Genomic DNA, 14,466 nt, shown 5'->3' with positions numbered 1-14,466 from the left:
CCGGGAGACCCTAACCGGGATGCCCGTGGCCCGTCCGGATCACCAGGGCGTGATCGCCGAGGCCCAGCAGCCGCCCGGCCGGCAGTTCGCCGCGCGTCGTCAGCACCGCCTCGATCCGGGCGGTGGCGGGATCGAACGCCGCGTCGAGCACGGTGCCGCGCTCCTCGCCGCACTCCGTCAGCACCCTGCTGCCCACCAGGTCGTGATGGGGCGGGACCCCGGAGGGGTCGCCGGCCGGGCGCGCGATCAGCAGGTCCGGGCCGACCGCGCCCAGGGCGTCCCACGCCACCACGGCCTCCTTGCGCATCCGCCCGCGCCGTATCCGTACGTGCGTGACCTCCCCGGAGCCCGCGTCGACCGTCAGGGCACGCACCACCCCCACCCGGTCCGCGTCGCCCAGCGTCAGCACGGGCAGCCCGCGCACCCGCGAGAACAGCATCATGAGGCCGCCCTCCCGCCGCGGTCGTGGTACGCGCCGACCCGGGCGGTGAAGGCCGGCAGATCGTCGGTGACGTACGTCGTCGCGTGCGCCGGGATCACCAGCGTCCGGCCGGAGACGCTCAGCGCCTCACCCCGCGGCACGTACACCCGGTGCCTGCGGTGCCGGGTCCCGTGCACCAGCTCCCGGTGCGCGGCCAGCCGGAACGCGACGAGCCGCCCGCTGGTGCCGCCCTCCACCAGGACGTCCAGCACCGTGCCCACCAGATCGCCGTCGTCGGTCATGACATGCGCCCCCAGCAGCCGCCCGCGCACGGCGTCACGGCGCGCCACCGACAGCGGCAGCGCGCACAGCGCCCCCTCGTCACGGACCATCACCGCGTGCCGGCCCAGACAGTGCACCGCCGCCCACGGCAGATCCCGCGGCAGCGGACCCGACAGCAGGGTCCGGCCGGTGAGGGTGAAACTCGCGATCCGCCCGGCCTCCGGGTCGAACACCGTGTCCTTGACATGCGCCACCGCGTCCCCGCCCAGGGTGACCACGGGCAGCGTCGTCAGGCTCCGTACCGCCGTCAGTGCGTTCATGGGGCCCCTTCCGCCGTTCCCGGCGAAAAACCGGGTTCCCCGCCCCGCGAGGCCGCACACGGATCAGGGTGGAATGCGGAGCGGGAGTCGGGGTACCAGGACTGGTGCAGATGAGTCCGGCACGCCCGGCTTCGCAGAGAGAAGCGCATGATCTACCACCTGGACGGGGCAGTGATACCGACTGGTTTCGACGTGCCCGTGGAGCCGCTGCGGCGCGCGGCACACTTCACCGGCGAGCCGGGATGCATCGCCGAGGCGCGGTCGTTCGCGGCGCAGTTCCTCCAGCAGCTCAGGACCGAGTGGTGCGCCGTCGTCGACGAACGCGCCGACGGCGCGGTCCTGCTGGTGGTCAGCGAACTCGTCACCAACGCGGACCGGCACAGCGAGGGGCCGTACATCCTCGAGCTGGAGGGCACGGACACCGCGCTCACGGTGACGGTCTACGACAGCAGCGCCCATCTGCCCCGGGTCTTCCCCCGCGACCCCGAACGCGTCGGCCGGCACGGCCTGGAGATCGTCCGCGCACTCGCCAGGGACGTCAGCGTGGAACGCGTACCGGTCGGCAAGCGCGTGTGCGCGGTGCTGCCCCTCGTCGACGCCGGCTGACGCCCTTCTCCCGCCGTCAGGCGCAGCCGAGCTCGCCCAGCATGCCCTCGCGCAGCCGCGTGATGATCCGCTTGATCAGCCGGGACACATGCATCTGCGAGCAGCCGAGCCGCTCGCCGATCTCCGCCTGCGTCGCCTCCTCGACGAACCGCAGATGGATGATCTCCCTGTCCCGTTCGCTGAGCTCGGCCATCAGCGGGGCGAGCGACTGGAAGTCCTCGACGAGGCGCAGCCCCTTCTCCTCGACACCGATGAAGTCGGCCAGCACGGCCTCGCCGTGCTCCGGGCCGTCACCGGTCAGGGCCGCGTCCAGCGACGACGAGTTGTACCCGTTCGCCGCGATCTGCCCCTCGACGACCTGCTGCTCCGTGATGTTCATCAGAGTGGCGAGCTCACCGACCGTGGGCTCCCGGTCCAGCCGGCTGGCGAGCTCCTCGCGGGCCTTCGCCAGCTCCACCCGCAGCTCCTGGAGCCGGCGCGGCACATGCACGGCCCACGTGGTGTCCCGGAAGAAACGCTTGATCTCACCGACGATGTACGGCAGCGCGAAGGAGGTGAACTCGACCTCGCGGGACAGCTCGAACCGGTCGATGGCCTTGATCAGACCGATCATGCCGGTCTGCACGATGTCGTCCATGTCGTCGCCCCGGCCGCGGAACCGCCCGGCCGCGAACCGTACGAGGGACATGTTCATCTCGATGAGGGTGCTGCGCGCGTACTGGTACTCGTGCGTGCCCTCCTCCAGCTCCGCGAGCCGGCGGAAGAACTGGCGGGACAGCTGCCGTGCGTCGCGCGGGGCCACGGCACGCGGGTCCACCACGTCCCGCCCGCCCGCGTCACCCGTTCCGGCGGAGTGCTCCTCGACCGTCTGCGCCTGCGACCGGATCACGGCGGTCTCCATTGCCTCTCCCCACGAACGTCACCGGCGGACATGTGCCTGAGCCCTGCGAGTACCCAGGTCATGCGAAGCCATGCCCACCATCCTCCGAAAGGATCGAAAAAATGGTGCGCACCCGTAGCCACTCGTACGTCCGATGGTACGGCGGAGCGGCCGCGGCCGCGCCCGGTGCGGCTTCACTCAGGGCGGAACGCCGGTCCCTTCCCCTCGGCGGCTGAATTCCTAGGCTGGGCAGGTGACCAGTCAAGAGACGGCCGGACCCGCCGCGCCCCGACAAGCCCGCGTCATCCCCCTGCGGCCCGCCCCGGCCCCCGCCCCCAGGGAACCGCTGCTGCGCGACCTCGTCGGAGACGTGCTCCGCGGCGAGCGGCTCGCCCAGGAGCGGACCCTGAAGGACGTCGCCGACGCCGCCCGGATCTCCATGCCCTATCTCTCCGAGGTGGAGCGGGGCCGCAAGGAGGCATCCTCGGAGGTCCTCGCGGCCGCCGCCCAGGCGCTCGGCCTCGGACTCGGCGATCTGCTGACCCGGGCCCACACGGAACTCGTCCGCGTCACCGCCCGGCGGGCCGCCACCGCGCCCCGCGGAGCGTCCGGCTCCGCGCACAACGGGCTCTGCCTGGCCGCCTGACCCGCGCCCGGCGCCTCACAGCCCCGTCAGGCGCCGGGTCAGCACCTCGTCGGCGAGACCGTACGCCACGGCCTCCCCGGCGGTGAACACCTTGTCGCGGTCCATGTCGGCCCGCAGCGTCCCCACCTCGTGGTGCGTGTGCCGGGCCAGCACCTCCTCCACCTGCGAGCGGATCCGCACCATCTCCTTGGCCCGCAGCGCCAGATCGGACGCCGTGCCGCGGGCCCCGCCCGAGGCCGGCTGCCCCAGCAGCACCCGCGCGTGCTCCAGCACGAACCGCCGCCCCGGATCCCCGCCCGCCAGCAGCACGGCCGCCGTGGACGCCGCCTGCCCGACACAGAACGTCGAGACCGGTGCCCGCACGAACGTCATCGTGTCGTAGATCGCCATCAGCGAGGTGAACGAGCCGCCGGGGGAGTTGATGTAGATCGCGATCTCGCTCTCCGGTGCCGACGACTCCAGATGGAGAAGCTGCGCGATGACGACGTTGGCGACCCCGTCGTCGATCTCCGTCCCCAGGAAGATGATCCGTTCGGCGAGCAGCCTGCTGAACACGTCGTACGACCGCTCCCCCTGCGGCGTGCGCTCGACGACGTTCGGAATCGTGTACGAACCCATCAGCGCAGCCCCATCCTGGGTCGCGTGGCGGCCGGGCGGACGTCGTCCAGCGACTCCACCACCCGGTCGACCATCCCGTACTCCCTGGCCTGTTCGGCGGTGAACCAGCGGTCCCGGTCGCCGTCCCGGGAGATGGTCTCCGGGGTCTGCCCGGTGTGCTCGGCGGTGATCCGCTCGATGGTCCGCTTGGTGAACTCCAGGCTCTCCGCCTGGATCTCGATGTCCGCGGTCGTGCCCCCGATGCCGCCCGACGGCTGATGCATCATGATCCGCGCGTTCGGCAGCGCGTACCGCTTGCCCGCGGTGCCGACGCTGAGCAGGAACTGGCCCATGCTGGCCGCGAAGCCCATGGCCAGCGTGGAGACGTCGTTGGGGATCAGCCGCATCGTGTCGTAGATGGCCAGGCCCGCGTGGACCGAGCCGCCGGGGCTGTTGACGTACAGGCTGATGTCGGTGCGCGGATCCTCGGCGGACAGGATGAGCAACTGCGCGCAGACCCGGTTGGCGGAGACCTCGTCGACCTGGGTGCCGAGCAGCACGATCCGCTGCGCGAGCAGCTGGGCGGCGAGTTGGTCGTCGAACCGGGTCGGCGGGGTGTCGCCCTCCTCGGCCCGGGGCAGCGGGACCGGCCACGGGCCGGCGGCGGTGAGTGGAGACATCGGCGCTCCTGAAGGTCGCTCGTCGTCGACGCGGCCGGGACGACCGCGTGCGCCTCCACTCTCGAACGGCCTCGGGGGCGGACGGGGGAATCTCTGCCCGCGGCAGATTCGCCGCGGGCAGAGCGGCCCGCGCGGACCGCCGTACGGATGAATCCGGGGCCGCACCGATGAGTCGCGGGGCCGGGACGGGTCACCACTCATGACCGCGTTCCACGCCCAGGAGGTACCTCTCATGACCACCGACGGATTCACCACGTGTCTCTGGTTCGACGGCCAGGCCGAGGAGGCCGCGAACTTCTACGTCTCGGTCTTCGACGACTCGGGCGTCGGCGACATCGTCCGCAACACCGGGGCCGCGCCCGGCACCGAGGGCTCCGTGCTCACCGTCGAGTTCACGGCCAACGGCCAGAAGTTCGTCGCGCTGAACGGCGGACCCGAGTTCACGTTCAACGAGGCGATCTCCTTCCAGCTCGACTGCGCGGACCAGGCGGAGATCGACCACTACTGGGAGAAGCTCGTCGAGGGCGGCGGCGAGCACGGGCCGTGCGGCTGGCTGAAGGACCGCTTCGGCGTCTCGTGGCAGGTCAACGCCGTACGGCTGACCGAGATGATCGGCGATCCGGACCGGCGGAAGGCGGACCGGGCGATGAAATCCATGATGACGATGACCAAACTCGACATCGCGGAACTGGAGAAGGCGTACGCCGGCGAGTGACGCGCCCGGGGCGGGCCGCCCGGCGCCGGCGGGGTGCCGTCGCGTCCACCCTCCCCGATCGCCCTGCGGCACGACTGCCCGCGGATTGGCGGGCCGAAGGGGGGGGGTGGTTAGCGTGAAGGGGGAGCGTTCACCGTCCGGGAAGGGGTGCGGGCATGGTCGTGCAGCCCGAAGGGACCCCCTGCTGGGCCGACGCGATGTTCGCCGACGTCGAGGCGGCCAAGCGGTTCTACGGGGACGTCCTCGGCTGGAGTTTCGCCGAGGCGTCGACGGAGTTCGGCGGGTACGCCGAGGCCCGGGTCGACGGCAGGGCGGTGGCGGCCGTCGTACCGCCGATGCCCGGCCAGGAGGGCACCTCCCAGTGGTGCCTGTACCTCGCGGCCGAGGACGCCGCCGCGACCGCCGCCCGGATCCGCGACCACGGCGGCGAACTGCTGTTGGAGCCGATGCGGGTCGCCGACTTCGGCACGATGTGCCTGGCCCGCGACCCCGGCGGGGTCGTCTTCGGCCTCTGGCAGGCCGGCACCCACGAGGGCTTCGGCGCGGTGGCCGAGCCGGGCGCGTACTGCTGGGCGGAGGTCTTCACCCGCGAACCGGAGAAGTCCGACGCGTTCTTCCCCGCCGTGTTCTCCTACCGTGCCGAGCGGCTCGAGCACGAGGTGGACTTCCGCGTCTACGACCTCGGCGAGCGCAGCGTGCTCGGCCGGATGCGGATGACGGAGGACTTCCCGCCGGATATGCCCCCGTACATCAACGTCTACTTCACCGTGACCGACTGCGACGAGGCGGTGGCCCGTGCCACCGAGCGGGGCGGTGTGCTGCGGTTCGGGCCGATGGACACGCCCTTCGGCCGGTTCGCGGCGATCAGCGACCCGCAGGGCGCCGACTTCTCGGTGATCGACCTCGGCAGCACCACCGGCGAGCCGCCGAAGACGACCGGCGTGGCATGATCGGGCGCATGCGTGAACGTGTGGTGGCCGCGTGCGACGGGGCTTCGAAGGGAAATCCAGGACCCGCCGGCTGGGCCTGGGTGGTCGCCGACGCCGCCGAGAAGCCGGTCCGCTGGGAGGCCGGAGCGCTCGGCAGGGCCACCAACAACATCGCCGAACTCACCGCCCTGGAGCGGCTGCTGGCGTCGACCGACCCGGGCGTGCCGCTCGAGGTCCGGATGGACTCGCAGTACGCCATGAAGGCCGTCACCACCTGGCTGCCCGGCTGGAAGCGCAACGGCTGGCGTACGGCGGGCGGCAAGCCGGTCGCCAACCAGGAACTCGTCGTCCGTATCGACGAACTCCTCCAGGGCCGCTCGGTCGAGTTCCGCTACGTCCCCGCCCACCAGGTCGACGGTGACCGGCTCAACGACTTCGCCGACCGCGCGGCCGGCCAGGCGGCCACCGTCCAGGAGAACGCCGGCAGCGAACAGGGCTCGCCCGAGCCGCCGGCCGTCCCGGACCGCCCGGCGGGCGGCGCGGCGAAGCGCGCCTCCGGCGGGGCCAAGGCGCCCCGGCAGCGCGGCGGCGGCTCCTCGTCCCGCACGCTCAAGGCCAAGTTCCCCGGCCGCTGCCTGTGCGGCCGCTCCTACGCGGCCGGTGAGACGATCGCCAAGAACGACAAGGGCTGGGGCCACCCCGAATGCCGGACGGCCCAGAGCGCCTGACCGGCCGGGACGGATGACACACTGACGTCCATGGACGAGCGCACATTCGACAGGTCGCAACAGCACGCCTCCGTGATCGGTCTCGGCACCTGGCAACTCGGGGCGGACTGGGGCGACGTCGACGACAAGGAAGCCCTCGCGGTCCTGGAGACCGCCGCCGAGTCGGGCGTCACCTTCTTCGACACCGCCGACGTCTACGGCGACGGACGCAGCGAGCAGACCATCGCGTCCTTCCTCAGCGGACGGCCCGATCTGCATGTACTGGTCGCCACCAAGATGGGCCGCCGGGCCGACCAGATCCCCGAGAACTACGTGCTGGACAACTTCCGCGCCTGGAACGACCGTTCGCGGCGCAACCTCGGCGTCGACCGTGTCGACCTGGTACAGCTGCACTGCCCGCCCACGCCCGTCTACTCCACCGACGAGGTCTTCGACGCCCTCGACACCCTGGTCGAGGAGGAGCGCGTCGCCGCCTACGGCGTCAGCGTGGAGACGTGCGCGGAGGCGCTCACCGCGATCGCCCGGCCGAACGTGGCGAGCGTGCAGATCATCCTCAACCCGTTCCGTATGAAGCCGCTGCTCGAGGTGCTCCCGGCCGCCCGTGAGGCCGGCGTCGGCATCATCGCCCGCGTCCCGCTCGCCTCCGGACTGCTGTCCGGCAAGTACACCCGGGACACCGTCTTCGCCGAGAACGACCACCGCGCCTTCAACCGGCACGGCGAGGCCTTCGACCAGGGTGAGACCTTCTCCGGTGTGGACTACGCGACCGGTGTCGAGGCCGCCGCCGAGTTCGCCGCGCTCGCCCCCGAGGGATACACCCCGGCCCAGCTGGCCCTGCGCTGGATCGTCCGGCAGCCCGGTGTCACCACCGTCATCCCCGGCGCCCGTACGCCCGCCCAGGCCCGCGCCAACGCGGAGGCCGCCCGGCTGCCCGAGCTGTCCGAGGAGACCCTCACCGCGATCCGGGATCTCTACCAGCGGCGGATCAAGGACCAGGTCGAGGCCCGCTGGTAGCGGCCGGCGTCACGGCTCCAGGAGCAGCTGCCGTTCCTGCTCCTGGTCGCCGGAGGCGGCACCCTCGTCGCGCGCCGTGAAGGACCGCGCGAGGGTGTCGCTCGCCCGCCGCACCGCTTCCGGGGTCCCCTGCACGGTGACGGTCACCGGCGCCGACAGCGGCCCCGCCTCCGTCCGCCCGGCGCCGCCGTGTCCCTCCCCGGCGAACGTCGCCACGCGCACCGTCGCGTCCTCGCCCCGGGGCCGCTGCGCGGGCGTCCCGAACGTCTCCTCCAGGACTCCCACGACGGCGCGGGCGTCCGCCTCGCCCCCGCCGCTCATCGTCACGGTGAGTTCGGTGTCCGACATGCCTCCCACGACCTCCTCGGCCTCGTTGACGTCGAGCCGTCCGTGTAACCGTGACCCGCGCCCCCAAACCGGCCCCCGGCCCGGCAAGAACCGCGCCGAACGGGGCACTCGGGTGAGGACATCCATGTCGTACACCCAGGGGAGGCACGGTGCCGGAGACGGAGCAGGGCGCGAACGAGCGCAGAGGGCGCAACGAGACGCAGGAGGAGCGGGCGGACCGGATGTGGACGGAACTCATCCAGGAGGTCCGGGTCGCCCAGATGGGGGTGCAGATCCTCTTCGGCTTCCTGCTGACCGTCGTCTTCACCCCGACCTACGCCAGGCTGTCCGACATGGACCAGACGATCTACCTCGTCACGGTGGTGCTGGGCGCCTGCGCCACCGGCGCCCTCATCGGTCCCGTCTCCCTGCACCGGCTGGTCTCCGGACGGCGCATCAAGGCGCAGGCCGTGCAGTGGGCTTCCCGGCTCACCCTGCTCGGCCTCCTGCTGCTGCTCGCCACCACCAGCTGTTCCCTGCTGCTCATCCTGCGTGTCGCCACCCACGACGACTTCGTCCCGTATCTGGTGGCCGGGGTGGTCGGCTGGTACCTGCTGTGCTGGTTCGGTCTGCCGATGTGGGCCCGGTACCGGCACACCACGCGCTGACCGGAGGTCATGTGCCGGCGAGGACGTCCGCGAGGAAGTCGTCCACGCGGACCTCCTCGCGGCCCGGCGGCACCATCCGCCGGGTCTCATGCAGGAACTCGCCGATGGTCTCGGCCCACGCGAACACCACCGCGTGGTGCCGGCCGCCGTCGGCGTGCGCCTCACCGAGGAACTCCATCCGCAGCTCCCGCTCCACGCCCCGCGCCTGGGGCCGCAGCCGTACGTCGCCGATGCCCACCGGGCGGGTGAGCCCCTCGGTGACCATCTCCCGGTCCAGCTGCCAGCGGGCGAGGATGCGGCCGTCGTGGCTGAAGACGACGGTGACGGCGAACGGGTCGGACGGGTCGTAGCTCAGATGGGCGAGCACGGGAAAGCGGTCCGTGTCGCCCGCCTGGAGCTCCACCACCAGGGTCTTGTGCACGAACGAGTTCACGAAAGGGCCTCCGGGACGAAGCGACGTGACGAACCGACGTAAAGCCCTCTAGTACCCCGCATCCCCGCGAGATGCTCGGCCCTACGGGTGAATCACCGGCCGTCCGGCCCGCCGAAGGCGTCCCGCAGCGCCGGCAGCAGCGTCTTCTCCGACCAGTCCAGATACGCCGGCTGCGACTCGCCGCCGATCTGCACCAGGGCGATCTCGGTGAAGCCCGCCTCGGCGTACGGGCGGACGGCCTCGACGAAGTCCGCCGGGTCGCGGCCGCACGGGATCGACGCGGCGACGTCCTCGGGCCGCACGAACTGCGTCGCCGACGCGAAGGAGTCCGGGTGCGGCAGCTCGGAGTTGACCTTCCAGCCGTTGCCGAACCAGCGGAACTGGTCATGGGCGCGCGCCACGGCCGCCTCCCGGTCGGGGTCGTAGCAGACGGGAAGCTGACCGACCCGCGGCTTGCCCTGCCCGCCGTGCCGGTCGAAGGCGTCCAGCAGCTCCGCCTTCGGCTCCGTGGCGATCACCAGGTCGGCGAGCCGGCCCGCGAGGGCGCAGGACCGCTGCCCCGACACCGCGACACCGATCGGCGGCGGCTCGTCCGGCACGTCCCACAACCGGGCCGACTCGACGTCGAAGTGGGTGCCCCGGTGGTTCACGTGTCCGCCCCCGAACAGGGCGCGGATGATCTCCACCGCCTCCTCGAGCATCTCGTGCCGTACGTCCACCGACGGCCAGCCGCCGCCCACCACGTGCTCGTTGAGGTTCTCGCCGGAGCCGAGCCCCAGCCGGAACCGGCCCTCGGACAGCAGCTGCACCGTCGCCGCCTTCTGCGCCACCACCGCCGGGTGGTAGCGGAACGTCGGACAGGTCACGTACGTCATCAGCGGGATGCGCGAGGTGGCCTGTGCCGCCGCGCCCAGCACGCTCCAGGCGTACGGCGCGTGCCCCTGCGACGCCAGCCACGGGAAGGAGTGGTCGGAGGTCACCGAGAAGTCGAAGCCCGCCTCCTCGGCCCGCACCACATGGGCGACCAGCTCACGAGGCCCGGCCTGCTCTGTCATCATCGTGTACCCGATTCGCACCATGCGTCCCGGGTCCCCGGCCCGGGGCCGGGAAAACGATGGATCACCCGGCGGGGACCCGGGCAGGATGCCTGTCATGACCACCCATCCGCTCCCCGCCTCCGAGCCCGCCGCCCAGGGCGTCGACGCGTCCGGCGTCCACGCCTTCCTCGACGCCCTCGAGGCCGCCCCGGACATCGAGCCGCACGGACTGATGATCCTGCGCCACGGCCGGCTCGTCGCCTCCGGCTGGTGGGCGCCGTACACCGCCGGACGGCCCCAGCTGCTGTACTCGCTCAGCAAGAGCTTCACGGCGACCGCCGCCGCCCTCGCCGAGGGCGAGGGGCTGATCGACTTCGACGCGCCGGTGCTGTCGTACTTCCCGGAGTTCGAGGCCGACATCACCGACCCGCGCAGCCGGGCCATGCTGGTCCGGCACGTGGCGTCCATGGCCAGCGGACACGAGAGCGAGACCGTCGACGCGGCGTTCGGTGCCGACCCCGCCGAGCCGGTACGCGGCTTCCTGCTCCAGCCGCCGCAGCAGGACCCGGGCACCGTCTTCGCCTACAACCAGCCGTGTACGTACACGCTCGGCGCGATCGTGCAGCGGGTCACCGGGCAGACCCTCACCGAGTATCTGCGGCCCCGGCTCTTCGACCCGCTGGGCATCGGCGAGGCGCTGTGGCAGCGGGACAGGACCGGCCGCGAGATCGGCTTCAGCGGACTGCACGCCGCCACCGACGCCGTGGCCCGGCTCGGACAGCTCTACCTGGACGACGGGGTGTGGCAGGGCAAGCGGCTGCTGCCCGAGGGCTGGGTCGCCCGCGCCTCCCGACCGCATGTGGCGACCGCCGGCGCCATGGGGGAGCAGGACCGGCAGGACTGGGACCGCGGCTACGGCCACCAGTTCTGGATCTCACGGCACGGCTTCCGGGGCGACGGGGCGTACGGGCAGTTCTGCGTCGTCCTGCCCGAGCACGACGCGGTGATCGCCGCGACCACGGGCACCGAGCGGATGCAGGAGTACCTCGACCTGGTCTGGCGGCATCTCCTGCCCGCCTTCCACCCCGCTCCGCCGACCGGCCGGGAGGCCGCGGACACCGCCCTGCGACAGCGTCTGGGCCGGCTCGCCCTGCCCCCGGCCGAGGGCGGCCCCGTACCCCGGGAGCGGGCCGGGCACTGGTCCGGCGCCGCGTTCACCCCGTACGGCGGGACCTGCGAGGACCAGCCGGGGCTGACCGCGGCCGAGGTCACGGCGGAAGCCGACGGCGGCTGGACCCTGACCCTCACCGAGGACGGCGAGCGGTTCGGCGCACGGTTCGGCGGGCCCGGCTGGACGACCGCCGAGAAGCCCGTCCCGGCCGCCGTGAGCGGCGGCTGGACCGACGGCGACACGCTCGCCGTCGACGTCGTGTTCCTGGAGACACCGCACCGCCTGCGGGTCACCTGCTCCCTCACCGACCGCACCTTCCGGGCCCAGTGGCTCACCCGCCCGCTGCACGCATGGCCGCTGCGGAAGCTGCGCGCCCCGCGCGGATCAGTCCGGGGCGGGGCGGAACGTCCGTAGGACGGTCCGCAGGGCCTCCCGGCTCGCCGGCTGCGACCAGTCGGCGGCCGGGGTCGTCCAGCGCAGCGAGAAGCCGCGTCCGCCGCCCAGGAGGAGGCCGCGCCCGAAGGTGCGCACCCGGTCGCCGCCGGCGTCGGCGGACCACTCCATGTCGGCGGCCTCCCGGCCCTGGTACGTCGTCGCGCGGATCCCGCCGATCCGGTCGTAGCCGTCGCCGGACCGCTCCAGGAGCGGCTCCACGTCGTCCCGCCATACGGCCACCGCGTCCGCCCCCACCCCCTCGCTGTAGGTGACGGCGAGGGTGCGCGGGTCGCCGTCGGCGCCGAAGACGACCCGGTAGGCCCCGTCGGCGCCGGGCGAGGTGTCCAGCCGCTTCCAGCCGCCGGGCAGCGCCACGGAGAAGCCCTCCGGGGCGTGGTAGGCGTGATAGCCGGGCGGGAGACCGCCGGCGTCGTCCGTCGGGGAGGGAGAGGGGGCGGGCGTCTCCGGCTCGTCGTCCGGCGTGGCGCCGGGGGCGGCGGGTACGGACGCGGCGGGGACGGACGCGGCGGCCGGTGGCGCGTCGGAGGCCGGCTCGCCGTCGCCGCCCGGCAGTCCCCGGGTCGCGGCGAGCACGGCGGCCGCCACCGTGACGACGGCCAGCGTGGTGCCGATGAGCGTCGCCCGCCGGCCCCACTCCCGGCCCGCGTACCGCACGGTGCCGGACAGCGCCGTCGCGGTCGTGCCGTCGTCCTCGCGCAGTGCCCGGGTGAGCGCCTCCCGCACCGCCTGCCGGGCCGGTCGCTCCCGGGGGTCCTTGCGCAGCAGCCCCTGGACGACCTGGGTGAGCGGTCCCGCCCGCAACGGTGTGCGCAGGGGCAGCCGGTCCACGCCCTTCAGCGTGGCCTCGGGCCGCCCGCGGTCCCGGAACGGCGGACGCCCCTCCAGCATCGTGTAGAGGATCGCGCCCAGCGCCCACAGATCGGCGGCGGGCCCGATCCGCTCGTTGCGGGCCTGCTCCGGGGAGGCGTACGACGGTGCCGTGAGCCGGGGCACCGACGTGGCGCCCGCCAGCCCGTACCCGGTGACCACGACCGGGGCGCCCTCGCGCAGGAACACCTGGCCCGGACTGAGTTCGCCGTGGGTGACGGCCTCGGCGTGCGCGGCGTCCAGGACGTCGAGCAGCTCCAGCGCGACGCGTGCCGCCCGCGCGCGGGTGAACGGGCCCTCCTCGGCCAGGACCTCGTCGAGCGACGTGCCGTCGATCCAGGCGTGCACGGTCCACAGGAAACCGGACTCCTCGACGGCGTCGACGACGGTCGCGATCCGGCCGGGGCACAGCCGGGCCACGCTCTCCGTCGCCCGCAGCACCCGCGAGGGCGTGACGCCCGCGTCCTGGGGGAGGGCGGTCTGCGTGACGAGGCAGGGGCGCCCGGTGCCCGGATCGTCGGCGTACCAGCGGACCCGGTTGGTCTCGCGACGCGCGACCTCGATCAGCCGGTACCGCCCGGCGACCGACCGGTCCGTGGAGACGTGCGCCCTGCCCATGGCCATCCCTCGTCGAACCGCCGGCTCCCGCTGTCCCCAGGGGTACGGGAAACGGGCCGCGTCCGTTCAACGGGAGCCTCAGCGAAGCTCGAAGTGTTCCGTCCAGGCGATCATGTCGCCGGTGGTGGCGTTGCCGCCGCACACCACCAGACCCAGCCGGGCGTCCCCACCGACCCGCTCCAGCACCCGCCGCGCGGCGGGCAGCAGACAGCCGGCCGCCGGTTCGGCCCACACCTTGGCGTGGTCCGCGAGGTCGAGGGAGCCCCGTACCGCCTCCCGGTCCGGCACCACCAGCACCTCGGTGACCAGCTCCGACACATGCTCGTACGTCAGCCGGGACACGGCCGGCGCGCTCAGCGTGGACACGATGGACGTCAGCCTCACCGGCAGCGGGCCGCCCGCCGCCAGCGCCCGGGACATCGCCTCCGCGCCCTCGGTCTCCACGCCCCAGATCCGCACCCCCGGCCGCAGCGCCCGCAGGGCCGCCGCCACCCCGGCGATCAGCCCGCCGCCCCCGATGCTCACCAGCACGTCGGTGAGGTCACCGGCGTCGGCGGCGAACTCCAGCCCCACGGTGCCCTGACCGGCGATCACCACCGGGTCGTCGAAGGGGTGGACCAGGGTCAGCCCCTCCTGCCGCAGCCGGTTCATCAGCGCGAACGCGCCGTCCATGTCGGGGGTCAGCCGCACCGACGCCCCGGCGGACTCCGCGATCTCCACGGCCCGGGCGGGCGCCGAACGCGGCATCACCACCGTGGCCTTCACATCGAGGGCCGCGGCCATCACCGCGAGGGAGATCCCGTGGTTGCCGCCGCTCACCGCCACGACCCCGGCCGCCCGCTCGGCCTCGCCCAGTGACAGCAGCTTCGCCGCCGCGCCCCGCACCTTGAACGAACCGGTGCGCTGCAGCAGCTCCAGCTTCGCCGTGACCGGAACCCCCAGCAGCGCCGACAGGCCGGGGCTCGGCACGGTCGGGGTCCGCACCACGTGCGGGGCGATCCGCCCGGCCGCGGTCTCGATGTCGGCGATCCCGATCACGACTGCCACCTCTCCGGCGCGGGGTGTGCGATC

18 protein-coding genes are annotated in these 14,466 nt (G+C 73.1%); 8 read left to right on the top strand and 10 right to left on the bottom strand.

Features of this window, described 5'->3' with window-relative positions; genetic code table 11:
• Positions 1–10 precede the first annotated feature (10 nt).
• Positions 11–442, bottom strand: coding sequence for a PRC-barrel domain-containing protein (locus IF28_RS0121515; RefSeq protein WP_030222894.1), 432 nt, complete (start codon positions 440–442; stop codon positions 11–13).
• Positions 439–1,023, bottom strand: a complete 585-nt coding sequence (locus IF28_RS0121510; protein ID WP_030222891.1) for a PRC-barrel domain-containing protein — start codon at positions 1,021–1,023, stop codon at positions 439–441. Before IF28_RS0121510 ends, IF28_RS0121515 begins: the two co-directional genes overlap by 4 nt.
• 147 nt (positions 1,024–1,170) lie before the next feature.
• Between IF28_RS0121510 and IF28_RS0121505 the strand changes: the two genes are divergently transcribed.
• Complete coding sequence (locus IF28_RS0121505) at positions 1,171–1,629, top strand: ATP-binding protein (RefSeq protein ID WP_030222888.1); 459 nt, start codon at positions 1,171–1,173, stop codon at positions 1,627–1,629.
• A 16-nt stretch (positions 1,630–1,645) separates the two neighbouring features.
• Here the strand turns inward: IF28_RS0121505 and IF28_RS0121500 are convergent, their stop codons facing one another.
• On the bottom strand, positions 1,646–2,530 hold the full coding sequence (locus IF28_RS0121500) for an RNA polymerase sigma factor SigF (protein ID WP_030222886.1): 885 nt from the start codon (positions 2,528–2,530) through the stop codon (positions 1,646–1,648).
• A 232-nt stretch (positions 2,531–2,762) separates the two neighbouring features.
• On the opposite strand from IF28_RS0121500, the gene IF28_RS0121495 reads away from it, so the two are divergent.
• Positions 2,763–3,155 carry a helix-turn-helix domain-containing protein gene (locus tag IF28_RS0121495; RefSeq protein ID WP_030222884.1) on the top strand — a complete coding sequence of 131 codons (393 nt, stop codon included), beginning with the start codon at positions 2,763–2,765 and terminating at the stop codon, positions 3,153–3,155.
• A gap of 15 nt (positions 3,156–3,170) precedes the next feature.
• Here the strand turns inward: IF28_RS0121495 and IF28_RS0121490 are convergent, their stop codons facing one another.
• Both IF28_RS0121490 and IF28_RS0121485 read right to left on the bottom strand, forming a co-directional pair.
• Complete coding sequence (locus IF28_RS0121490; protein ID WP_030222881.1) at positions 3,171–3,773, bottom strand: ClpP family protease; 603 nt, start codon at positions 3,771–3,773, stop codon at positions 3,171–3,173.
• Positions 3,773–4,432 carry an ATP-dependent Clp protease proteolytic subunit gene (locus IF28_RS0121485; protein ID WP_030222879.1) on the bottom strand — a complete coding sequence of 220 codons (660 nt, stop codon included), beginning with the start codon at positions 4,430–4,432 and terminating at the stop codon, positions 3,773–3,775. Before IF28_RS0121485 ends, IF28_RS0121490 begins: the two co-directional genes overlap by 1 nt.
• 232 nt (positions 4,433–4,664) lie before the next feature.
• Between IF28_RS0121485 and IF28_RS0121480 the strand changes: the two genes are divergently transcribed.
• The 4 genes from IF28_RS0121480 (at position 4,665) to IF28_RS0121465 (ending at position 7,818) form a co-directional block, all read left to right on the top strand.
• The gene (locus IF28_RS0121480; protein WP_030222877.1) at positions 4,665–5,147 is read left to right on the top strand and encodes a VOC family protein; all 483 of its coding nucleotides are present in this window, start codon (positions 4,665–4,667) and stop codon (positions 5,145–5,147) included.
• 155 nt (positions 5,148–5,302) lie between these two features.
• A complete protein-coding gene (locus IF28_RS0121475) occupies positions 5,303–6,097 on the top strand; it encodes a VOC family protein (protein ID WP_030222875.1) in 795 nt (264 codons plus the stop codon).
• Complete coding sequence (locus tag IF28_RS0121470; RefSeq protein ID WP_030222872.1) at positions 6,094–6,804, top strand: ribonuclease H family protein; 711 nt, start codon at positions 6,094–6,096, stop codon at positions 6,802–6,804. Before IF28_RS0121475 ends, IF28_RS0121470 begins: the two co-directional genes overlap by 4 nt.
• Before the next feature lie 30 nt (positions 6,805–6,834).
• On the top strand, positions 6,835–7,818 hold the full coding sequence (locus IF28_RS0121465; protein ID WP_030222870.1) for an aldo/keto reductase: 984 nt from the start codon (positions 6,835–6,837) through the stop codon (positions 7,816–7,818).
• A 9-nt stretch (positions 7,819–7,827) separates the two neighbouring features.
• On the opposite strand, the gene IF28_RS0121460 is transcribed toward IF28_RS0121465, so the two are convergent.
• On the bottom strand, positions 7,828–8,166 hold the full coding sequence (locus IF28_RS0121460; RefSeq protein ID WP_030222866.1) for a hypothetical protein: 339 nt from the start codon (positions 8,164–8,166) through the stop codon (positions 7,828–7,830).
• Between the two features lie 149 nt (positions 8,167–8,315).
• Here IF28_RS0121460 and IF28_RS0121455 point away from each other — a divergent pair, with 149 nt between their 5' ends.
• A complete protein-coding gene (locus IF28_RS0121455) occupies positions 8,316–8,813 on the top strand; it encodes a DUF6328 family protein (protein WP_030222863.1) in 498 nt (165 codons plus the stop codon).
• A gap of 7 nt (positions 8,814–8,820) precedes the next feature.
• Here IF28_RS0121455 and IF28_RS0121450 read toward each other — a convergent pair whose 3' ends face one another.
• Both IF28_RS0121450 and IF28_RS0121445 read right to left on the bottom strand, forming a co-directional pair.
• Positions 8,821–9,246, bottom strand: coding sequence for an SsgA family sporulation/cell division regulator (locus IF28_RS0121450; RefSeq protein WP_030222860.1), 426 nt, complete (start codon positions 9,244–9,246; stop codon positions 8,821–8,823).
• Positions 9,247–9,338: 92 nt separating this feature from the next.
• Positions 9,339–10,325, bottom strand: coding sequence for an LLM class F420-dependent oxidoreductase (locus tag IF28_RS0121445; RefSeq protein WP_030222856.1), 987 nt, complete (start codon positions 10,323–10,325; stop codon positions 9,339–9,341).
• 73 nt (positions 10,326–10,398) lie between these two features.
• Between IF28_RS0121445 and IF28_RS0121440 the strand changes: the two genes are divergently transcribed.
• Positions 10,399–11,868, top strand: a complete 1,470-nt coding sequence (locus tag IF28_RS0121440) for a serine hydrolase domain-containing protein (RefSeq protein ID WP_030222853.1) — start codon at positions 10,399–10,401, stop codon at positions 11,866–11,868.
• Here the strand turns inward: IF28_RS0121440 and IF28_RS0121435 are convergent.
• Together IF28_RS0121435 and IF28_RS0121430 are read right to left on the bottom strand one after the other, a co-directional pair.
• On the bottom strand, positions 11,839–13,395 hold the full coding sequence (locus IF28_RS0121435; RefSeq protein WP_199809020.1) for a serine/threonine-protein kinase: 1,557 nt from the start codon (positions 13,393–13,395) through the stop codon (positions 11,839–11,841). The two genes, IF28_RS0121440 and IF28_RS0121435, sit on opposite strands and share 30 nt — an antisense overlap.
• A gap of 78 nt (positions 13,396–13,473) precedes the next feature.
• Entirely contained in the window at positions 13,474–14,433 is a 960-nt protein-coding gene (locus IF28_RS0121430) for a threonine/serine dehydratase (protein ID WP_030222848.1), read from the bottom strand.
• Positions 14,434–14,466: the final 33 nt, after the last annotated feature.

This window comes from Streptomyces sp. NRRL WC-3626 (assembly GCF_000718785.1).
GTDB classification, from domain to species: domain Bacteria; phylum Actinomycetota; class Actinomycetes; order Streptomycetales; family Streptomycetaceae; genus Streptomyces; species Streptomyces edwardsiae.
The sequence above is the reverse complement of the archived record's forward strand: the minus strand, read 5'-3'. Positions and strand labels throughout refer to the sequence as shown.